This is a genomic window from Streptomyces sp. GESEQ-4 (genome assembly GCF_017948455.1).
Classification (GTDB): Bacteria; Actinomycetota; Actinomycetes; order Streptomycetales; family Streptomycetaceae; genus Streptomyces.
Genome location: NZ_JAFFSU010000008.1, coordinates 113,767 through 134,228, shown reverse-complemented (window position 1 = coordinate 134,228; position 20,462 = coordinate 113,767). Strand labels below are relative to the sequence as shown.

The following is a 20,462-nucleotide window of genomic DNA, read 5'->3' as shown; positions in this document are numbered from 1 at the left end:
AGTTTTGACGAGCTCCCCACGAAGGGATGTGCGCGTGGACGACGACAGGCCCGATGTGCTGCTGACCGGGCTGCTCTTCTACGACCTCGTCCTCACCGGGCTCGGGAAGCCGCCGACGCCGGGCGAGGAGATCTGGACGTCCGGCATGGGCTGCGGCCCGGGCGGCATCGCGAACCTCGCGGTGGCCGCGGCCCGGTTCGGCCTGAACACCTCCCTGGCCACGGTCTTCGGCGACGACTTCTACGGCGAGCACTGCCGTGACGTCCTCGCCGACCAGGAGGGCGTCGACCTCTCGCTCTCCCGCACCGCGGACGGCTGGCCCACCCCGGTCACCGTCTCCATCGCGCACGGCCACGACCGGGCCCTGGTCACCCACGGCCAGGAACCGCCGTACTCGCAGGACACGCTGATGGGCGACCCGCCCGAGGCGCGTACCGCCCTGGTGCACATCGAGGCGGAACCCCGCGCCTGGCTCGGGAAGGCCGCCGCGAACGGCACGCAGATCTATGCCGACGTCGGCTGGGACCCCACCCAGCAGTGGTCCACCGACCTCCTCGACCAGCTCGCCCTGTGCCACGCCTTCCTCCCCAACGAGACCGAGGCGATGGCCTACACCCGCACCGACAGCGCGGTCGCGGCGCTCGGCACGCTCACCGAACTGGTGCCGGTCGCCGTGGTCACCCGCGGCGGCGACGGCGCGATCGCCGCCGACCAGACGACGGGCGAGTACGCGGAGGTTCCCGCCCTCGACATCGATGTCCTGGACGCGACGGGCGCCGGCGACGTGTTCGGCGCGAGCTTCGTCGCCGCCTCGCTCGGCGGCTGGCCGCTGGCGGAGCGGCTGAAGTTCGCGGTGCTCGCGTCCGGCCTCTCGGTACGGCACCGCACCGGAGCGCTGGCCGCCCCCGGCTGGTACGGCATCCACCAGTGGTGGCAGTCCCTCGACGACCCCGACCTGCGGCGCTCGTACGGCTTCCTGGCCGACCGGATGCCGCGGGAGCCGGGACCGCCGGTCCGGTACGCACCGCTGACTCCCCCGAACTCCCCCCACTGATGTCTCTGATCTCTCTGATCTCCCCCCACTGATCTCCCTGATCTCCCCTGATCCCCCTGGCACACGAAGATCCTCGAAGATCCGTGAACATCCGAAAGGCGGTGGGAGCTGTGCGGCTCTCACGAAGAGGCCTGCTGCGCGCGGGGCTGGCCGGTACGGCCGCCACGGCACTCGGCGGCCTGGCGACCGGCTGTGCCGTACCGACCGGGTCGACCGGCCGGAACATGGTGCTGTGGTACTGGAGCGGCGGCCTGAGCGACAAGGTCGTGGAGGGCGCCAAGGCGCGTTACGACCGCTCGGTCGACCTCCAGGCCATCCAGATCGGCGGCCAGTACCGCTCCAAGCTCATCACCACCATCACCGGCCGGGCCCATATCCCCGACATCGCGGGGCTCAAGGGCGAGGACATGGCCGCCTACCTGCCGAACGCGGACCAGTTCATCGATCTGCGGACCCTGGGCGCGGAGAAGTACAAGAGCCAGTACCTGTCCTGGAAGTGGGACCAGGGCATCGCCGACGACGGCACGATGGTCGGCTTCCCGATCGACTGCGGGCCGGTCGCGCACTTCTACCAGTTCGAGGTGTTCCGCAAGGCGGGGCTGCCGTACGAGCCCGACGACGTGTCGAAGGAGCTGAACACCTGGGAGAAGTTCTTCGCGGCGGGCGAGCAGCTCAAGAAGCGCATCCCGGGCACCGACCTGCTCACCGACGTCAACTCCGTCTTCGACAACGTCGTGCAGCAGGGGGCCAAGCGGTACGTCGACAAGGACCAGCACTTCATCGGCGACCAGGAGCACGTCCGCAACGCCTGGGCCCTCGCCGTGGAGGCCAAACGACGCGGCATCGTCTCGAACCTCGTCAGCGGCACCCCGGACCAGCTGTCGGCCAAGGAGCAAGGCAAGCTGCCCAGCGAACTGGGCGCCTCCTGGGCCACCTTCGACCTCAAGAACGGTGTACCGAAGACCAAGGGCAAGTACCGGATCGCCCAGATGCCCGTGCGGCCCTCCAACAACGGCGGCTCGTTCCTGTCGATCACCAAGGCGTGCCGGGAGCCCGAGCAGGCCTTCGAGATGATCACCTGGATGCTCAACGCGGCCAACCAGGCGCAGGGTTACGTCGACGCCGGCCTCTTCCCGTCCACTCCGGCCTCGTACGGTCTCAAGCAGTTGCAGGAGCCGGACGACTTCTTCGGCGGCCAGGTCACGACGGACATCTTCGGGCCGGCCGCGCAGAAGATCGTGGTCGCCTACAACAGCCCGTTCGACATCGCGCTCGGGCAGCCCCTCAAGGACGAGATCAAGAACGTCGGCGTCCTCGGCAAGGACCCCAAGAAGGCCTGGAGTGACGCCATGAGCAAGTGCCGTCGCATCGCGAACCACCTGGGGGTGAGCTACTGATGGCCGTCCTCGAACAGACACCGCCCGTCGTGGCGCAGCCCTCCCCGACACAGCCCAAGAAGGGCTGGCGCAAGTACTGGCACCTCTATGCCGCGATCTCGCCCTTCTACCTGATCTTCCTCGGCTTCGGCCTGTTCCCGGTCGGCTTCTCGCTCTATCTGTCCTTCCACCGCTGGGACGGCCTCGGCACGATGGAGTGGGCCGGGCTCTCGCAGTACCAGTACCTGCTGAGCGACAGCGACTTCTGGAACTCGATCGGCAACACGATCATCATCTGGGCGCTGGCCACCTTCCCCATGATCTTCCTGGCGATGATCACGGCCGTGATGCTCAACTCCGCGGTCCGGTTCAAGAGCCTGTACCGGGTCGCGTACTTCCTGCCGAACGTCACCTCGGTCGTCGCGATCGCCATCGTCTTCGGCTCCATCTTCGCCACCAACAACGGCATGGTGAACGCCGTCTTCAACGCGGTGGGACTCGACCAGGTGGCCTGGCTGAACACGCCATGGGGCATCAAGATCACCATCGCGGCCCTGATGACCTGGCAGTGGACCGGCTACAACGCCATCATCTTCCTCGCCGGACTCCAGACCATCCCGAGCGAGCTGTACGAGGCGGCGCGCGTGGACGGCGCCGGCCCGATCCAGACCTTCTTCCGGATCACACTCCCGCTGCTGCGGCCCACGCTGCTGTTCGTGCTCGTCGTCTCCACGGTCACCGGACTGCAGAGCTTCTCCGAACCGCAGGTCCTGCTCCAGACCTCGTCCAACGACTCGACGTTCGCGGGCGGTCCGGGCCACTCGGGCCAGACGATGGTCCTCTACTTCTTCCAGCAGACCTTCGACAACAACGACTTCGGGTACGGAGCCGCGGTGGCCTGGGGCATCTTCCTGGTCGTCGTGCTCTTCTCGATCATCAACTGGCGCCTCGTGCAGCGCCGGGGCGAATAGGAAGGGCCCACCATGTCTTCCATCAAGGGGTCCCGCCGCAGAGGGATCGCGCTGCACCTCCCGCTGATCATCGGCACGCTGCTCTCGGCCTTCCCGTTCTACTGGGCCGTGATCATGTCGACGCACAGCTCGTCCGAGATCTTCTCCTACCCGCCGAAGCTGCTGCCGGGCACACACTTCCTGGAGAACGTCCGCAACCTCTTCGACGCCGTCGACTTCTTCGGGTCGATGTGGAACTCGCTGCTGGTCGCGGTGTCGGTGACCTTCCTGGTCCTGCTCTTCGACTCCCTCGCCGCGTTCGTCTTCGCCAAGTTCGAGTTCCCCGGCAAGAACATGCTGTTCGGGCTGCTCATGGTCATCTTCATGGTGCCGGCGCAGCTGTCGGTCATCCCGCAGTTCGTCCTCATGGCCAAGATCGGCTGGATCGGCTCGATGACCGCGCTGATCGTGCCGGCCGCGGCCAACGCGTTCGGCATCTTCTGGATGCGCCAGTACATGAAGTCGGCCATCCACGACGAGCTGCTCGACGCGTCCAAGCTCGACGGCGCCAACTTCCTGCGCCAGTACTGGCACGTGGCGCTCCCCGTGGTCCGCCCCGGCCTCGCCTTCCTCGGCATCTTCACCTTCATGGGCCAGTGGAACGACTTCGCCTGGCCCCTGATCGCCCTCACCAACCCGGACAACGTGACCCTCCAGGTCGCGCTGTCCCAGCTCAACGGCACCCACGGCACCACCGACTACGGCATCGTGATGACCGGCGCCCTCCTCGCCCTCATCCCGCTGCTCATCGTGTTCGCGATCGGCGCCAAGCAGATCATCGGCGACCTCGCCAAGGGAGCCGTCCGCGGATGAACCCCCTGCTGGCACTCCGCCCCTGGGAGGCACCCGAGGTGACCTCCTGGGGGCGCCTTCCCATGAACGCCGTCGACCGCCGCGCCGGGGCGCTGAACCTCGACGGCGAGTGGCGCTTCCAGTTGCTGCCGGCGCCGGACGCGCCGGTGAGCGACGTCTGGTCCGCGTCGTACGTCCCCGGCGTCTGGACCCTCCAGGACACCGACGACCTCCCGCAGTACACCAACGTCCGGATGCCGTTCCCCGAGTTCCCCCCGTCGTCACCGTCCGAGAACCCGACGGGGGTGTACGAACGTGACGTGGACGTCCCCGCCGAGTGGGCCGGGCGGCGGATCGTGCTCCAGGTCGGGGCGGCCGAGAGCGTGCTGCTGGTGCAGGTGGACGGGCAGCCGGTCGGGATCTCCAAGGACTCGCATCTGGCGGCCGAGTTCGATCTGACGGACGTCGTACGCCCGGGCTCGTCCGCGGCCGTACGGCTCACGGTCGTCAAATGGTCCGACGCCTCGCACATCGAGGACCAGGACCAGTGGTGGCACGGCGGGATCACCCGGTCCGTGCTGCTCTACGCGACGGATCCGCTGTATCTCGCGGACGTGACCGTACGGGCGCGCGCGGACGGCGAGCTGCGCGTCGACTGCCAGGTGCGGGGTGTGCTGCCGGACGGCTGGTACGTCACCGGTGACCTGGACGGCGAACCCCTCGCGCAGGACGCCGAGTTCGACCGCCTCAACACCGAGGACGAGCGCGTCTCCGACTTCCTCGGCGAGGCCCGGTTGTCCGCCACCGTCCCCGATGTCCGCACCTGGACCGCCGAGACGCCCGAGCTGTACGGCCTGACCGTCCGGCTGCACCGCGCCGACGGAACGGTCACCGACACCTCGTACCAACGCATCGGCTTCCGCGACGTCGAGATCGTCGGCCGGGACCTGCTGGTCAACGGCGAGCGGATCTACATCCGGGGCGTGAACCGGCACGACTTCCATCCGCTGACGGGCCGGACGGTGTCGTACGACGACATGCGCGCCGATCTCGTCCTGCTGAAGCGCTTCGGCTTCAACGCGATCCGCACCGCGCACTACCCGAACGACCCGGCGCTGTACGGCCTCGCGGACGAGCTCGGTTTCTACGTCGTCGACGAGGCGGACATCGAGGCGCACGACCACGCCCATGAGATCGCCGACGACCCGCGCTATCTGAACGCCTTCGTGGACCGGGTCTCGCGGATGGTGCTGCGGGACAAGAACCATCCGTCGGTGATCATCTGGTCGCTGGGCAACGAGTCCGACTACGGGGCGAACCATGACGCGGCGGCGGGCTGGGTGCGGCGGCACGATCCGACGCGGCCGGTCCAGTACGAGGGGGCGGCCAAGCTCGACTGGGCGGCGACGGACGACGCCTCCGACATCGCCTGCCCCATGTACGCGCCGATCGAGGACTGTGTCGCGCACGCGCTCTCCGGTGAGCAGACGCGACCGCTGATCCAGTGCGAGTACTCGCACGCCATGGGCAACAGCAACGGCACGCTCGCCGACCACTGGGCCGCCATCGAGTCAACGCCCGGTCTTCAGGGCGGCTTCATCTGGGAGTTCTGGGACCACGGCATTCTCCAGCGGGTGACAGACGGCAGACCCGCCGGGCGCTTGGGCGCCGGGCTGTACGACAACGGTGTCGCCGCGCCCGGACATCGCTGGGCGTACGGCGGCGACTTCGGCGAGACGATCCACGACGGCGCGTTCATCGCCGACGGGATCGTCTTCCCCGACCGCACGCCCAAGCCCGTGATGTACGAGCACCGCGAGATCGCGGCGCCGGTGCGGCTGACGTGCTTCAAGCACGAGGGCCTGGTGGTCGAGAACCACCAGTGCTTCCGCGGCCTTGACTGGCTGTCCGCCCAGTGGGAGCTGGCCCTCTCCGACGGCCGTACGCTGACCGCTCCCGCCGAGCTGCCCGACCTGGTTCCCGGCGAGACGGCGGCCGTGCCGCTCCCCTTCGAGCTGCCGGACGACGGCGGCGAGGCCTGGGTGACGCTGCGCGTGACCACCAAGGACGACGAGCCGTGGGGGCCGCGCGGCACCGAGGTGTGCGCGCCCCAGCTGCGGCTGCGGGCGGCCCCCACGCCGCGGAACGCGACCGTCCAGGGCCCGCCCGTCGAGGTCGACGGGGAAGGGCTCCTCGTCCACCCCCTCCTCACCGCCGCCCCCACACTGTCGCTGTGGCGGGCGCCCACCGACAACGACGAGCTGGGCGGCATCGCGCTGCGCTGGCGGACCTGGGGGCTCGACACGCTCGTCCGCAAGGTCGTCAACGTGCGGCGGGACGGCGAGAAGGTGACCGTGCACGCCGAGTACGCCGGGACGCCCGGCGTCGTCCGGCATGTGCAGGTCTTCACTCCCGTCGAGGGCGGCGTCCGGGTCGAGGAGTCGGCCGAGTTGCCCGAGGACTTCGAGGACGTGGCCCGGGTGGGAACGGTGTTCGAGACGGTGCCGGGGCTCGACCTGCTGGAGTGGTTCGGGCAGGGGCCCTGGGAGTCGTACCCGGACCGCAGTGCGGGCGCGCCCGTCGGCCATCACTCGGTGCCCGTGGACGAGCTGTTCACCCCCTATCTGCGCCCCCAGGAGAGCGGCGGCCGGCACGGCGTACGGCATTTCACGCTGTCGGCACCGGACGCCACCGGTCTCGCGGTACGGCTGGACGAGCCCCGGCAGGTCTCGGTGACCCGGTACCGCGCCGAGGACCTCACCGCCGCCGCCCACCATGACGAGCTGGTCCCGCGACCGGGGTGCGTGGTGCACGTCGACGCGGCACACCGGGGGCTGGGCACCGCGTCGTGCGGCCCGGACACCTCTGCCTCGTATCTGATCCCGCCGGGTGTCCACCGCTGGAACTGGACCCTGCGCGCACTCTGACCCCGCCTTCACTCCCTTCCCCGCTTCACGCCCCTGTGCCTTCACTGGAGACCATGTGTGCACCACCCATGAGCCCGGGCAGGAGTCTGCCTGCGCCCACGCCGGCAGGCGCAACTTCCTCAGAGCCACCGCGCTGATCGGCGCCGCGGCCACCGCCGTCACCCTCCCGGCCGTCGCCGCCGAAGCCGCGGCGGTCGGGCAGCGTCTGCGCCCCGACACCGAGAACCGCCGCTTCACGCTCGCCGTGATGCCCGACACGCAGTACCTCTTCGACGGGCCGAGCATCAACCCGGCGCCGATCCAGGCCTCGCTGCGCTATCTGCTGGAGCACGGGCGCGAGGACAACCTCGTCTTCCTGTCCCACCTGGGCGACCTGACCGAGAACGGCGCGAAGGCCGAATGCGACGCGATCGGCGAGGCGTTCGAGCTGCTGGACCGGCGCGGGGTGGGCTACAGCGTGCTGGCGGGCAACCACGACGTCCGCTCGTCCACCACCGACCAGCGCGGCGCGACGCCGTACCTCGACACCTTCGGCCCGCACCGCTTCAGGGGCAAGCCGACCTTCGGCGGTGCCTCCGCCGACGGCTACAACACCTTCCACGTCTTCAAGGCGGCCGGGCGCGAGTGGCTCGTCCTCGCCCTGGACTGGCGGCTGTCGGACAAGGGCTACGCGTGGGCGAAGGACGTCATCGCCCAGCACCCGAGCATGCCCGTCATCCTCACCACGCACGAGCTGGTCGTCGGCGACGACTCCCTCTCCCCGTACGGGCAGCAACTGTGGGACAAGCTGGTCAAGGACCACGACCAGATCTTCCTCACCCTCAACGGCCACTACTGGCCGGCCGCCCGCGCGGTCCGCAAGAACGCAGCGGGGAACGACGTACATCTGCATCTGACGAACTATCAGAACCGGTACTACGGCGGCGCGGCGATGATCCGCCTCTACCACTTCGACCTCGACCGGAACACGATCGACGTCGAGACGCTGTCGCCGTGGATCCTGGGCCGGGCCGCGAAGGGGCTCAACGAGCTGGAGCGGCAGGAGATGGAGCTGTCCGGGGATGCGGACCGGTTCTCCGTCGACGTCGACTTCGAGGAGCGGTTCGCCGGGTTCGCGCCGATACCCGTACGGCCGTCCCGGTCCGCCGACCGGATGCTGGTGCGGGGCACGGTCGCGTACTGGCGATTCGACGGGCACGAGGAGGGGGCCGCGGTCGAGGGGACGGTGCGTGACCTGTCGGGGCGCGGCAACGACCTCGCCGCGGTCGAGGTCGGGGACGCCTCGCTGACCTGGTCGACGGCTCATCACCCGGACCAGCCGGGGCACGGCAGCCTGTACTTCCGGGGCGGCAAGCCGCCGCTCGAGGGCGCCTATCTGCGTACGGTCGAGGGCGCCCCGCTCAACTCGGCCACGTTCAAGGCCGGTTACACCATCGAGGCGTTCTACTGGCTGCCCGCCGACTGGAGCTCCTCCCGCAACGCCTGGGGCGGCTTGGTCAGCCGCACCGGCACCGGCGGGGCGGCCGGCAAGACCGAGGGCGACCCGGACGAGCCGCTCGCCACGCTGTCCCTCTCCGACGGACCCGGCCCGCAGTGGGCCGTGCGCCCGCTCAACCAGCAGGGCATCGCCACCAACTGGGGCGACGAGACGGCCCGCGAGCAGTGGTGGCACGTCGCCGTCGTCAACGACGGCAGGCACACCACGCTGTACGTCCAGGGCTGCCCGGTCGCCCGCAACCCGCACGCACCCGCGATCGGCCTGGCCTCGGTGGGCCTGCCGTGGCTGCTCGGCGGCTACGAGTACGGCGGGAAGATCGACCAGATCCTGTACGGGCGCCTCGGCGACGTCCGGATCGTCGAACGCGCCCTGCCCGTCACGTCGTTCATGAACCACTGAACCTTTCGGAAGGCATCCCCGTGAACGACCAGCAGCTGCCCGCCTGGGCCGACCCGTCCGTGTCCCGTGCGGAACTCGATCCGCAGGGCCTGTCCAGGCGCGGACTCCTGCGCCGGACGGGCCTGTTCGGCGCCGCCTTCGCCCTCGGCTCGGCTGCCGTGCCCGCGGCGGCGTCCTCGCGGCCCTTCGGCGGTGACGACCCGCGCCTCGCCTACCTCGTCGGCGACCACCACGTCCACTCCGTCTACAGCCACGACGCGAAGTACACCTTCGACCAGGTCGTCAAGGCCGGTGCCGAGTACGGCGTCGACTGGCTGGTCTTCAACGAGCACTCCAATTTCGGGCACGCCGAGTTCGGGGCGAAGCTGGAGCACCAGGAGATCCTGAAGGCGCGGGCCGCGAACCCGCGTCAGCTGATCTTCCAGGGCCTGGAGTGGTACATCCCGGGCGCCGAGCACTGCACGGTCTTCGCGGCACCGGGCCCGCACGAGGTCGACCTGCTCACGAAGTTCGAGCTCGCCTACGACGGCAAGCTGCTCGGTTACGACAAGGGCGGCCCGAACCACCCCGACACCCCGCGCAACGAGGCGCACGCCGTCAAGGCGATCAAGTGGCTGGCCGAGCAGCGCCGCACGGGTTACGTCGACGATGTGCTCGTCCTCGCCAACCACCCGTTGCGGCTCGGCATCGACTCCCCGCACGAGATGCGCAACTGGCGGGACGCGGCTCCCGAGATCATGATCGGTGTGGAGGGCGCGCCCGGCGCCCAGGGTGGCGCCATCCCCGGCTGGCGCGGTCCGACCTCGATCCGCGGCGAGTACGAGAACAAGCCCTCGGAGAACTCCTGGCCCGGCTATCCGGCCGACGCGTACGTCACCTACGGCGGCTTCGACTGGATGACGGCCACCGTCGGAGGCCTGTGGGACGCCATGCTCGCCGAGGGCAGGCTGTTCACCATCACCACCAACTCCGATGTGCACCGGGTGGTGTTCGACACCTGGAAGAACGGCGACTGGCTCCCCGGCCAGAACTTCGACAACACCGGCCGCCTGCCCGACCCGGTGAACACCACCGAACCCCAGCCCGGCGGCGACTTCTGGCCCGGCCAGTTCAGCCGCACCCACGTGGGAGTCACCCGCTACGGCTACCGCTCGGTGATGGCGGGCCTGCGCGCGGGCCGCGTCTGGCTCGACCACGGGCATCTGCTGGACGGGCTAGAGGTGCGGCTGAGGCGCGACTGCGACCACGGCCGGGGCGTCACGCTGGGCGGCAGGCTGCGGGTCCGCAAGGGCGAGCGGCTCACCCTGACGGTCACCGTCACCAGCGCCTCCCGCCCCAACCCGCAGGGAATCCTGCCCGAGTTGGCGCACGTGGATGTCATCCGGGGCGCGGTGCGCGGCCCGGCGGCCGACCGTGACACCTGGCGGGCGCCCGCCACCAAGGTCGTCACCACCAAGGACGTCAGCGGCCGCAAGGGGACGTACACCCTGCGTATCCCGCTCACCGCCGGCGACGAGTCCTTCTACGTCCGGCTGCGCGGCAGCGACGGCGAGCGGCACGGCGCCGGCTATCTGGGCGCCTCCGTCGACCCGCACGGGCCGCTCCCCCACGAGCCCGGCAACGGTGACCCGTGGGCCGATACGTGGTTCTATTCCAACCCGATATTCGTCGACGTGAAGGGTGCCTGATGAGACGTCAACTGGTCTGCCTGGCCGCGTTATTAGGAGCGTTCGCCGCGGGCGCCGGCACCGCGTCCGCCGCCGGTGACCCGCGTTGGGCGGAGGCCGGCACGGCGTACACCGACACCCTCGGCGGCGGTCAGGGTCTCGCGAGCCGGGCCGACGGGTCGCTGCTGTACCGGGGGCTCACGGACATCCCACTGGATCTGCGCTTCAAGGGCTGGAACCACGTCGGCGACCCGGATATCGCGAACGGGTACACGTTCGACGCCTATCAGGGCCCGGACACGGCCACGTCCAAGATGTACGCGGTGACGACTCCGGCCGGAAAGCGCTACGAGTACGTCCACCAGCTGGGCGCGGGCGAGAAGCTGAACAACTCCTTCGCGACCGTCTCGCCGGACGGGCAGTGGCTGGTGTCGGGCGAGTGGGGCGCCCAGAACCGGCTCCAGGTCTTCCCCGCTCCCCTGCTGAACCCGTCCACCCCGCAGACGGGCGGTGACCTGAAGGAGGCCGGGCAGATCACGCTGGACAAGCCGGTGCGTGACATCCAGGGCTGCGACTTCGTGACCGAGACCCGGCTGGTGTGCGCCTCGAACGACGCCACCGGGTCCCTCTTCCCGGAGATCCGCCCGCTCCTCCAGGTCGACCTGCCCGGGAAGCTCGACGGGCAGCCGGTCACCGGGGCGGTCAAGAGCCTGTTCGCGCTACCACAGCGCAGTGTGTGCACCGGCACCTTCGAGACGGAGGGCGTCGACTACGACGTGCGCGGCGGCGCCCTGCGTGCCCAGGTGATCCAGCCCGGCATCTGCGCGCTGTCGACGACCGTGTACTCGTACCAGCAGGTCACGGACTGATCCGGCACGCGTTACCGTGGCCGCGTGACCACCGAAGAGTCGCTGCGGCCCCAGTCCCTGATGCTGACGTTCCTGGGCGATCAGGTGCTCGGGCGTGATGTCTGCGTGTACTCGGGCAGCGTCATCGACGTCTTCGGCCGGGTCGGCGTCGGTGAGCAGGCGACGCGCTCGACGCTGACTCGGATGGTGCACCGTGGCCTGCTGCGCCGCCAGCGCGAGGGCCGCCGGATGTACTTCGGGCTGACCGGGCATTCGGAGGCCGTCCTGCGCGACGGCGAGCGGCGCATCTGGGAGACCGGCGCGGTCAACCGGCAGTGGGACGGCACCTGGACCCTGCTCGGCTTCTCCCTGCCCGAGTCCTGGCAGCGGCAGCGGCACGACCTGCGCTCGAAGCTCACGTGGAGCGGGTTCGGGCCGCTGTTCAACGGGCTGTGGATCGCGCCCGGTCACGTCGACGTGGGTGAGCTGGTCGCCGAGCTGGGGCTGTCCGCGCATGTGAAGATCTTCCGCGCGCATGCCGACGCCGGCATGGACATCGGCGCGATGATCGAGGAGACCTGGGAGCTGTCCGAACTGGCGGTGCGCTACGAGGAGTTCGTCCGCCGCTGGCAGCCGTGGGAGACGGACCTGCCGGACGCCGACGACGCGCTCGGGCTGCGGCTGGTGCTGCAGGCCGAGTGGCTGCGGATCATCCGCCGTGATCCCCGGCTGCCGGTCGGGCATCTGCCGGACGACTGGCCGGCGGAACGGGCCGAGAAGACGTTCCGGCGGGTGCACGAGCGGTTCACCCCGCCGGCGCTGGAGGCTTCGGAACGCCTTCTCGACCTCGTGCCGGTACGCCCCGATCAGGCGTAGAAGCGGGACAGGCTCTGCAGCACGGCGGCAGGCTTCGCGCCGCCCTCGATCTCTATCGTGCCGTCGACGGTGATCTGCACCCCGCCGGGGACCTCCTCGACGTCCGCGAGCTTCCCGACCAGCCGGATCTTCGAGCCGACCTTCACCGGCGAGGGGAAACGCACCTTGTTCAGGCCGTAGTTGACCTTGGTGGTGACGCCCTGGACGTCGAGCAGCTCGGTGAACAGCGGGATGAAGAGGGAGAGCGTGAGGTAGCCGTGCGCGATCGGGGCGCCGAAGGGGCCCTCGGCGGCCTTCTCCGGGTCGACGTGGATCCACTGGTGGTCGCCCGTGGCGTCGGCGAACGTGTTGATGCGCTCCTGGGTGATCTCGATCCACTCGCTGGTGCCGAGGTCGCTGCCCGCGAGCTTCTTCAGTTCGTCGATGCCGTTGACCGTGATGCTCATGAGGTTCCTTACTGGTTGCCGTACCGACTGCGGACACGGGACTTGAGGAGCTTTCCGGAGGCGGTGCGCGGGAGTTCGTCCGCGAGGACCACCGATTTCGGGATCTTGTACTTGGCGAGGCGGCCGGACAGGGACGCGAGGATCTCGTCGGGATCCACCGAGACGTCCTCGCGCGGCACGACGACGGCGCGCGGCACCTCGCCCCACTTGTCGTCGGGTACGCCGATGACCGCGCACTCGACGATGTCGGGGTGGGCGAGGAGCAGGTCCTCGATCTCGGCGGGGTAGATGTTCTCCCCGCCGGAGATGATCATGTCCTTGATGCGGTCGACGATGAAGACATAGCCGTCCTCGTCGACCCGGGCCGCGTCCCCGCTGCGGAACCACCCGTCCGCGAAGGAGCCGGCCGTCTCCTCGGCCAGCCCCCAGTAACCGGCCATGACATTCGGTCCCCGGACCACGATCTCGCCGGTCTCACCGACGTCGACCGGCGTGAGGTCCGGCCGTACCACCCGTACGTCGCTGAAGAAGTGCGGCACCCCCGCCGAGCCCGCCTTGCTCAGCGCGTGCTCGGCGTCCAGGAACAGCGTCCCGGGCGAGGCCTCCGTCATGCCGTAGCCCTGGAGGAAGGTCAGCCCGCGCTCCTGGTAGGCGGCGATCAGCGGTGTCGGCACCGGCGAGCCGCCGCAGGTGAGGATGCGCAGGCTGGACAGGTCGGCGTCCGGCCAGCGCGGATGCCGGGCGATCTGCTCGAACATCGTCGGCACCCCGAACATGAAGGTGATCCGGTGCCGTTCGATCAGGTCGAAGGTCGCCTCCGGGACGAAGGCCTCGACCAGCACGCACGTACCGCCCTTGAGCAGCACCGGCAGGGTGAGCATGTTCAGGCCCGCCGTGTGGAACAACGGGGCCGACACCAGCGCGCGTTCGTCGGCGATCAGGTCGGTGTCGACGAGGACGTTGATCGCGTTCCAGGTCAGATTGCCGTGCGTGAGCATTGCGCCCTTGGGGCGGCCGGTCGTGCCCGAGGTGTACATGATGATGCAGGTGTCGTCGGCGCCGACCGGTTCGTCGATGGGCTCCTGCGACACGGAGGCCAGCGCCTCCTCGTACTCGGCGCCGGCTTCGACGTACGTACGCACGTCGGTACTGCCGGGCAGTCCCGCGACCAGGCCCTGGAACGCGGGGCCGTAGACGAGGGCCTTGGCTCCGGAGTCGGCGAGCTGGTAGGCGATCTCGGGTCCGGCGAGGCGGGTGTTGAGCGGAACGAAGACCGCGCCGAGGGTGCCCGCCGCGAACAGGGTCTCCAGGTAGGAGGGGTGGTTGGGGCCGAGGTAGGCGATCCGGTCGCCGCGCCGCACGCCGCGGGCGCGCAGGGCATGGGCGAGCCGAGTGGTGCGGTGGTACAGCTCGGCATAGGTGAACGCCGTCTCGCCGTGGATCAGGGCGGTGCGGTGCGGGGTCTTCCGGGCCCGGCGTGCGGGCCATGACCCCAGTCCCTCGTTGCGCATCTACGACCCCTTATGGCTTCGTCAGCCCGAGCAGGCGGGCGGCGTTCTCCTTGAGGATCTTCGGCTTGACCTCGTCCTTGATCGTCAGCTTCTCGAAGTCGGCGAGCCAGCGGTCGGGGGTGAGGACGGGGAAGTCGGAGCCGAAGAGGACCTTGTCCTTCAGCAGTGTGTTGGCGTACTGCACGAGCTGCGGCGGGAAGTACTTCGGCGACCAGCCCGACAGGTCGATGTGCACGCCGGGCTTGTGCGTGGCGACGGCGAGGGCCTCGTCCTGCCAGGGGAAGGACGGGTGCGCCAGGATGATCTTGAGGTGCGGGAAGTCGGCCGCCACGTCGTCCACGTGGAGCGGGTTCGAGTACTTGAGGCGGATGCCGCCCCCGCCGGGCACGCCCGCGCCGATGCCCGTCTGGCCGGTGTGGAAGAGCGCGATGCTGCCCGTCTCCTCGATCACTTCGTACAGGTCGTACGCCACCGAGCGGTCGTTGGGGAAGAAGCCCTGGATGCTGGGGTGGAACTTGAAGCCCTTCACCCCGTACTCCTCGACCAGGCGGCGGGCCTGCTTGACGCCCGCCCGGCCGCGGAAGGGGTCGATGGAAGCGAAGGGGATGAGGACGTCCGCGTTGGCGGCGGCGGCCTCGGCGACCTCCTCGTTCGGGACGGGCGCGGTGCCGGTCGCGGACTCGGCGTCGACCGTGAAGATCACGGCGGCCATCTTCCGCTCACGGTAGTAGGCGGCCGTCTCCTCGATCGTCGGCTTCCGCTTGCCCTCCACCTTGAAGTAGGCGGAGGAGGCGTCGTGCAGGTCGTCGTCCAGGGAGGAGTACCCCTTGGAGGAGACCTCCGCGTGGGTGTGGACGTCGATCGCGACGAGTTCGTCGAGGTTCATGGGGGGTGCCATCACGCCTCCGGCAGCTTGGGCGCGGGGATGCCCACCGACTGCGGTTCGGCACCCACCGAGGTCGGGAAGGCGGCGGCCAGCGTGTCCGGGGTCCAGCCGCCGTCGGCGTACGCCGCCTTGATCTCCTGCGGATGCGACCAGAGTGCCACCTTGTCGCCGCCGATGCCGATGGCCTGCCCGGTGATGCCGCGCGCGGCCTCGGAGGCGAGGAAGGGGACGAGGGCCGCGCAGTCCTCGGGGGTGCCGAAGCCCTCGCCCTTGCGGAGGAAGTCCGGGAGCGGCTCGCCGTTCTTCATGGCCTCGACGTACGGGGCGAAGGCGGGGATGGTCTCGGTCATCGCGGTCGCGGCGACCGGCACGATCGCGTTGACGGTGATGTTCGCGCGGCCCAGCTCCATCGACCAGGTGCGGGCCATGGCGGCGATGCCGGCCTTCGCGGCGGCGTAGTTCGTCTGCCCGAAGTTGCCGCGCTGCCCGGCCGGGGAGCCGACCAGGATCAGGCTGCCGCCCTCGCCCTGCTCGCGCATCCGGACGGCGGCGGCGCGGGCGCAGGTGAAGGTGCCCTTGAGGTGGGTGGTGATCACCGCGTCGAAGTCGTCGTCGGTCATCTTCCACAGGACCTTGTCGCGCAGGATGCCCGCGTTGGTGACCAGGATGTCGAGCCGGCCGAACTCCTCGACGGCGCGGTTCACCAGCCGCTCGGCGGCCTCGGTCGTGCCGACCGGGACGACCTCGGCGACGGCGGTGCCGCCGGCCGCGGTGATGGACTTCACGGCCTGCTCGGCCACGGCCTCGTCGATGTCGTTGACGACCACGGAGGCGCCGTGGGCGGCGAGGGCGTGCGCATAGGCGAGGCCGAGGCCCCGGCCGCTGCCGGTGACGACGGCGACCTTGCCGGTGAGATCGATGCTGGGCACGAGCGAGTCCCTTCAAGCGGTGGCACATGAGGTGCGGCTTCCGAGATCGAAGCTAAGAGCAATAATTGTTAACGTCAATAGTTGTTGATGACCTCTGTGTGCGACATGCTGAAATCACCAGGACACATCGCAGGACACATCGATCGAGCACAGGGAGCCCGCCATCACACGCCAGCACGCCACCCCGAAGCCCATCGACGCGAACGAGCCATGGATGCGCGGGCTGCATGCGGACACGGGCTACCTGCTGTACCGGCTGGGCCTGCGCTCGGGTCAGCTCTTCAACTCCTTCCTCCAGGAGTCGGGTCTGCGCCTGCGCCACTACGCGGTCCTGCGTTTCCTCGCCACCGGCGAGGGCGCCCTGCAGCGCGAGCTGAGTGCCCGGCTCGGCTACGACCCGAGCGCGATCGTCGGCCTGATCGACGACCTGGAGAAGCTGGGCTTCGCCGAGCGCCGCCCCGCCCCGGACGACCGCCGCAGCCGGATCGTCGTCCTCACCGAGGAAGGCCGCTCCTTCCTGCGCGGCACCGACGAGGCCGGGCTGCGGGTGACCAACGAGTTGCTGGGCCCGCTGGACGCGGACGAGCGGGAGACGCTGCAGGGGCTGCTGCTGCGGATCGTGGAGGACGGACCCAATTGATGTTGTGCAAATGATTGACGGCCGCACGAGAGGTGCCTAGCTTCACGGGGAGCCCGAGACCCGTCCCCAGGGAGCTCACCGTGCACCCATCCCCCTCCACCGCTCAACCACCCCCCGACACCCGGCAGTTGCGCCGCGTCGCACTGTCCGGACTGCTCGGCACCGCAGTCGAGTTCTACGACTTCCTCGTCTACGGCACCGTCGCCGCGCTGGTCTTCGGCGACCTGTTCTTCCCCAGGGCCGACCCGGCCGTCGGCACCATCGCGGCCTTCGGCACCTTCGCCGCCGGCTATGTCGCCCGGCCGCTGGGCGGCATCGTCTTCGGTCACTTCGGCGACCGGATCGGCCGTAAGTCGATGATGCTGCTGACCATGGCCCTGATGGGCTGCGGCAGCTTCCTGATCGGCGTCCTGCCGACCTACGACGCCATCGGCGTGTGGGCCCCCGTCCTGCTGGTCACGCTGCGCGTGGTGCAGGGCATCGCCATCGGCGGTGAGTGGGGCGGCGCGACCCTCATGGTCGTCGAGCACGCCGAGCGCACCCAGAGCGGCCGGCGCGGCATGTGGTCCAGCTTCACCATGCTCGGCGCCCCGCTCGGCTCCGTGCTGTCGGCCGGAATGGTCACCCTCGTCTCCGGCCTCCCCGACGACCAGTTCCGCGCCTGGGGCTGGCGCGTGCCGTTCCTGCTGAGCATCGTGCTGCTGGCCGTCGGCCTGTTCGTACGCCTCAAGGTCGCGGAGAGCCCGCTGTTCGCACAGGTCAAGCGGGAGCCGCGGGCGAAGCCGCCGGTGGTGGAGGTGCTGCGCCGGCCGAAGCCCGTGCTGATGGCCTGCGGAGTCGGCATCGGCGCGTTCACCGCGCAGTCACTGCTGACCGGCTTCATGATCTCGTACGCCGTCGACATCGGTTACAGCCGCTCGCAGGTGCTCACCGCCGTGACCATCGCCTCCTGCGTCGCCCTGCTGGTGCTGCCCGCCGCGTCCGCCCTGTCGGACCGGGTCGGCCGCCGCCCTGTCGTCCTCGCCGGCGCCGTCGCCTCGGCCGCGCTCGCCTTCCCGGTGCTCGCGCTCGTGAACTCCGGCTCCCCCGGCCTGCTGATCCTCGCCCTGGCGCTCGGCCACGGCGTCGCCCAGTCGACGATGTACGGCCCGCTCGGCGCCCTGCTCACCGAGATGTTCGGCACCCGGGTCCGCTACACGGGCGCCTCCCTCGGCTACCAGGCGGCGACGCTGGTCGGCGCCGGCTTCTCACCGCTCATCGCGAGCAGCCTGCTCGCCTCGTACGGCGGCGGCAGCACGCCCGTATCGCTGCTGCTGTGCGGCGGCGCCGCCGTCACCGCGCTCACCGTCTGGCGCCTGCGCGAGACACGCGAGAACGCCCTGGAGAACCACGAGACCCGGTCCGTGACCCCCACCCCGGAAGGGACCCCCCGTTGAGAACCCGTATCGCCCTACTGGCCGTTGCCCTGTGCATCGTGTCCGCGCCCCCAGCTCAGGCAGCAGAAACGGACACCCACCTGGAGGGCCAACTCCCCTCGGGTGCCGCCTACATGATGGACGTACCCGCCGACTGGAACGGCGCGGTGCTGCTCTACAGCCACGGCTACCGGGCCGCCGGCTGGCCCAACCCCGCCCAGAACGCGCCTGATTCGGCCACCCTGGACAAGCTCCTCGACCAGGGCTACGCCCTCATCGGCTCCTCGTACGCCACGAACGGCTGGGCGGTCACGGACGCCGTGCCGGACCAGCTCGCCACTCTCGACCTGTTCACCGAGAAGTTCGGCACGGCCCGGCGGACCGTCGCCTGGGGCACCTCGTACGGCGGCCTCGTCACGACGACGCTGGCCGAGCGGCACGCGGACCGCTTCGACGGTTCGCTCTCCATGTGCGGCCTGGTGCAGGGCGGCATCGCCAACTGGAACAGCACGCTGGACCCGGTCTTCGCGCTGAAGGCGCTGCTGGCGCCCGACTCGGGCATCCCGCTCACCGGATTCGCCGACCAGGCGCGGGCGCAGAGTGCCGCGCAGACGCTCACGACGAAGGTCACCGCGGCCCAGCAGACCGCCGAGGGCCGCGCCCGGATCGCCCTCGCCGCCGCCCTGCACAACATCCCCGGGTACAACGACCCCACACAGACCGAACCGGCGCCCACCGACTGGGACGCCCAGCAGGCCAACCAGTACGCCGCCCTCCAGGGGCTCCTCCAGTTGCCCGCATTCTCCTGGCGGCAGGAGGCGGAGAGCCGTGCCGGGGGGAACATGTCCTGGAACACGGGCGTCGACTACACCGCGATGCTGCACCGCTCCCCGCTGTTCAAGGAGGTGACGGAGTTGTACCGAAAGGCGGGCCTGTCCCTGCGCACCGACCTCACGGCGCTCAACCGCGCGCCCCGGGTCTCGGCCGATCCCCCGGCGGTGCGGTGGATGCGGGACACCAGCGCCTTCAAGGGCCGGCTCACCGACCCGCAGCTCAACATCCACACGACCGGCGACGCGCTGATTCCGGTACAGGCCGAGAGCGCCTACCGCCGGGCCGCCGCGGCCGGGGGTTCGGGCCGGCTGCTGCGCCAGGCCTATGTCGACGCGCCCGGCCACTGCACCTTCACCCCGGGCGAGATGATCGGCGCCCTGGACACCCTGGAGCACCGCTTGGACACCGGACGCTGGGACACCTCGCCGGGCAGCCTCAACGCCCGGGCCGAGCTGGCGGACCCGGCGAACGAGCCGCGGTATGTGACCTACCGCCCCGCCGCCTACCCCCGCCCCTACGACCTCGCGCACCCCGCAACGACCCGCCCATGACCACCCGCTCCGCCCCCGACCGGCTGCTGTCCGTGCTCTCGGCGTTCGACCACGAGCACTCCGCGCTGTCTCTGACGGACATCAGCCGCCGGGCCGGGCTGAGCCTGACCACCGCGCACCGGCTCGTGGGCGCCCTCACCGAGTGGGGCGCCCTGGAGCGGGACGAGTCGGGGGTCTACCACGTCGGCCTGCGGCTGTGGGAGGTCGCCGCGCTCGCTCCGCGCGGGCTGGCGCTGCGGCAGGTCGCGCTGCCGTATCTGGAGGACCTGTACGAAGCCACCCACGAGAACGTGCAGTTGGCGGTGCGGGACGGCGCCGAGGTGGTCTACATCGAGTGGCTCTCCGGGCGCTCCGCGGTCGGCGTGCACATCCGCGTCGGCGCGCGCTGGCCGCTGCATGCGACCGGGGTCGGGCTCGTGCTGCTGGCCCACAGTGATCCCGAGTACCAGGAGGAGTACTGTTCCGGGCCGCTCGCCGCCTTCACGCCGTACACGGTCACCGATCCGGTGCGGCTGCGGCGGGTGCTGGCGGAGGTGCGGCGCACGGGGGTGGCGGTGAGTAGCCGTCAGGTCACCGAGGACGCGCTGTCGGTGGCGGCGCCGGTTCGCGGCGCGGGCGGGGCGGTGGTGGCCGCGGTGTCTGTCGTTGTGCCCCAGGTGGATGCGCAGGTGCCGGCTTTGATTCCGGCGGTGCGGCTCGCTGCGCGGGGGATCTCTCGGGCACTTGGATGGCAACCGTGAGCTTCGCGGTTCGCTTGGCTGCGGGCCGGTGGGGGCTGGTCGCGCAGTTCCCCGCGCCCCTAA

17 protein-coding genes are annotated in these 20,462 nt (G+C 70.1%); 13 read left to right on the top strand and 4 right to left on the bottom strand.

Annotated features, from left to right (window positions below):
* Positions 1-34: 34 nt before the first annotated feature.
* The 9 genes from KCH48_RS17795 to KCH48_RS17755 all read left to right on the top strand — a co-directional run bounded on the left by KCH48_RS17795 (position 35) and on the right by KCH48_RS17755 (position 12,447).
* Positions 35-1,054 carry a carbohydrate kinase family protein gene (locus KCH48_RS17795; protein ID WP_210575238.1) on the top strand — a complete coding sequence of 340 codons (1,020 nt, stop codon included), beginning with the start codon at positions 35-37 and terminating at the stop codon, positions 1,052-1,054.
* 110 nt (positions 1,055-1,164) lie between these two features.
* Positions 1,165-2,451, top strand: a complete 1,287-nt coding sequence (locus tag KCH48_RS17790) for an extracellular solute-binding protein (RefSeq protein WP_210575236.1) — start codon at positions 1,165-1,167, stop codon at positions 2,449-2,451.
* A complete protein-coding gene (locus KCH48_RS17785; RefSeq protein ID WP_210575234.1) occupies positions 2,451-3,401 on the top strand; it encodes a carbohydrate ABC transporter permease in 951 nt (316 codons plus the stop codon). The genes KCH48_RS17790 and KCH48_RS17785 overlap by 1 nt, the downstream gene beginning before the upstream one ends.
* Before the next feature lie 12 nt (positions 3,402-3,413).
* Positions 3,414-4,253: a carbohydrate ABC transporter permease gene (locus tag KCH48_RS17780; RefSeq protein ID WP_210575232.1), complete on the top strand. Its 840-nt coding sequence runs from the start codon at positions 3,414-3,416 to the stop codon at positions 4,251-4,253.
* Positions 4,250-7,159: a glycoside hydrolase family 2 TIM barrel-domain containing protein gene (locus tag KCH48_RS17775; protein WP_210575230.1), complete on the top strand. Its 2,910-nt coding sequence runs from the start codon at positions 4,250-4,252 to the stop codon at positions 7,157-7,159. Before KCH48_RS17780 ends, KCH48_RS17775 begins: the two co-directional genes overlap by 4 nt.
* A gap of 55 nt (positions 7,160-7,214) precedes the next feature.
* A complete protein-coding gene (locus KCH48_RS17770; RefSeq protein ID WP_210575227.1) occupies positions 7,215-9,056 on the top strand; it encodes a LamG-like jellyroll fold domain-containing protein in 1,842 nt (613 codons plus the stop codon).
* Between the two features lie 20 nt (positions 9,057-9,076).
* A complete protein-coding gene (locus KCH48_RS17765) occupies positions 9,077-10,744 on the top strand; it encodes a PHP domain-containing protein (RefSeq protein ID WP_210575225.1) in 1,668 nt (555 codons plus the stop codon).
* Entirely contained in the window at positions 10,744-11,592 is an 849-nt protein-coding gene (locus tag KCH48_RS17760; RefSeq protein ID WP_210575223.1) for a hypothetical protein, read from the top strand. Before KCH48_RS17765 ends, KCH48_RS17760 begins: the two co-directional genes overlap by 1 nt.
* A 24-nt stretch (positions 11,593-11,616) precedes the next feature.
* The gene (locus tag KCH48_RS17755; protein WP_307840899.1) at positions 11,617-12,447 is read left to right on the top strand and encodes a PaaX family transcriptional regulator C-terminal domain-containing protein; all 831 of its coding nucleotides are present in this window, start codon (positions 11,617-11,619) and stop codon (positions 12,445-12,447) included.
* Here the strand turns inward: KCH48_RS17755 and KCH48_RS17750 are convergent.
* The 4 genes from KCH48_RS17750 to KCH48_RS17735 are packed head-to-tail and all read right to left on the bottom strand — an operon-like array spanning position 12,438 to position 16,219.
* Positions 12,438-12,893: a MaoC family dehydratase gene (locus KCH48_RS17750; RefSeq protein WP_210575221.1), complete on the bottom strand. Its 456-nt coding sequence runs from the start codon at positions 12,891-12,893 to the stop codon at positions 12,438-12,440. The genes KCH48_RS17755 and KCH48_RS17750 overlap by 10 nt on opposite strands.
* A gap of 8 nt (positions 12,894-12,901) precedes the next feature.
* Entirely contained in the window at positions 12,902-14,404 is a 1,503-nt protein-coding gene (gene menE / locus KCH48_RS17745; RefSeq protein ID WP_210575219.1) for an o-succinylbenzoate--CoA ligase, read from the bottom strand.
* 10 nt (positions 14,405-14,414) lie between these two features.
* Entirely contained in the window at positions 14,415-15,290 is an 876-nt protein-coding gene (locus KCH48_RS17740) for an amidohydrolase family protein (protein WP_210575510.1), read from the bottom strand.
* 11 nt (positions 15,291-15,301) lie between these two features.
* On the bottom strand, positions 15,302-16,219 hold the full coding sequence (locus KCH48_RS17735; protein ID WP_307840898.1) for an SDR family oxidoreductase: 918 nt from the start codon (positions 16,217-16,219) through the stop codon (positions 15,302-15,304).
* 214 nt (positions 16,220-16,433) lie between these two features.
* Between KCH48_RS17735 and KCH48_RS17730 the strand changes: the two genes are divergently transcribed.
* The 4 genes from KCH48_RS17730 (at position 16,434) to KCH48_RS17715 (ending at position 20,399) form a co-directional block, all read left to right on the top strand.
* On the top strand, positions 16,434-16,859 hold the full coding sequence (locus KCH48_RS17730; protein WP_210575217.1) for a MarR family winged helix-turn-helix transcriptional regulator: 426 nt from the start codon (positions 16,434-16,436) through the stop codon (positions 16,857-16,859).
* A gap of 80 nt (positions 16,860-16,939) precedes the next feature.
* Positions 16,940-18,295 (top strand): MFS transporter, encoded by a 1,356-nt coding sequence (locus KCH48_RS17725; protein WP_210575215.1) that lies wholly within the window; start codon positions 16,940-16,942, stop codon positions 18,293-18,295.
* Positions 18,292-19,659 carry a S9 family peptidase gene (locus KCH48_RS17720; RefSeq protein WP_210575213.1) on the top strand — a complete coding sequence of 456 codons (1,368 nt, stop codon included), beginning with the start codon at positions 18,292-18,294 and terminating at the stop codon, positions 19,657-19,659. The genes KCH48_RS17725 and KCH48_RS17720 overlap by 4 nt, the downstream gene beginning before the upstream one ends.
* A complete protein-coding gene (locus KCH48_RS17715; protein WP_210575211.1) occupies positions 19,656-20,399 on the top strand; it encodes an IclR family transcriptional regulator in 744 nt (247 codons plus the stop codon). Before KCH48_RS17720 ends, KCH48_RS17715 begins: the two co-directional genes overlap by 4 nt.
* The last annotated feature ends 63 nt before the right edge of the window (positions 20,400-20,462 follow it).

What these genes read in the sequence shown, in the direction of transcription:
- KCH48_RS17785 (WP_210575234.1), top strand. Translation starts at nt 2,451, where the DNA reads ATGGCCGTCCTCGAACAGACACCGCCCGTCGTGGCGCAGCCCTCCCCG.
- KCH48_RS17780 (WP_210575232.1), top strand. Translation starts at nt 3,414, where the DNA reads ATGTCTTCCATCAAGGGGTCCCGCCGCAGAGGGATCGCGCTGCACCTC.
- KCH48_RS17775 (WP_210575230.1), top strand. Translation starts at nt 4,250, where the DNA reads ATGAACCCCCTGCTGGCACTCCGCCCCTGGGAGGCACCCGAGGTGACC.
- KCH48_RS17760 (WP_210575223.1), top strand. Translation starts at nt 10,744, where the DNA reads ATGAGACGTCAACTGGTCTGCCTGGCCGCGTTATTAGGAGCGTTCGCC.
- KCH48_RS17750 (WP_210575221.1), bottom strand. Translation starts at nt 12,893, where the DNA reads ATGAGCATCACGGTCAACGGCATCGACGAACTGAAGAAGCTCGCGGGC.
- menE (WP_210575219.1), bottom strand. Translation starts at nt 14,404, where the DNA reads ATGCGCAACGAGGGACTGGGGTCATGGCCCGCACGCCGGGCCCGGAAG.
- KCH48_RS17740 (WP_210575510.1), bottom strand. Translation starts at nt 15,290, where the DNA reads ATGAACCTCGACGAACTCGTCGCGATCGACGTCCACACCCACGCGGAG.
- KCH48_RS17730 (WP_210575217.1), top strand. Translation starts at nt 16,434, where the DNA reads ATGCGCGGGCTGCATGCGGACACGGGCTACCTGCTGTACCGGCTGGGC.
- KCH48_RS17715 (WP_210575211.1), top strand. Translation starts at nt 19,656, where the DNA reads ATGACCACCCGCTCCGCCCCCGACCGGCTGCTGTCCGTGCTCTCGGCG.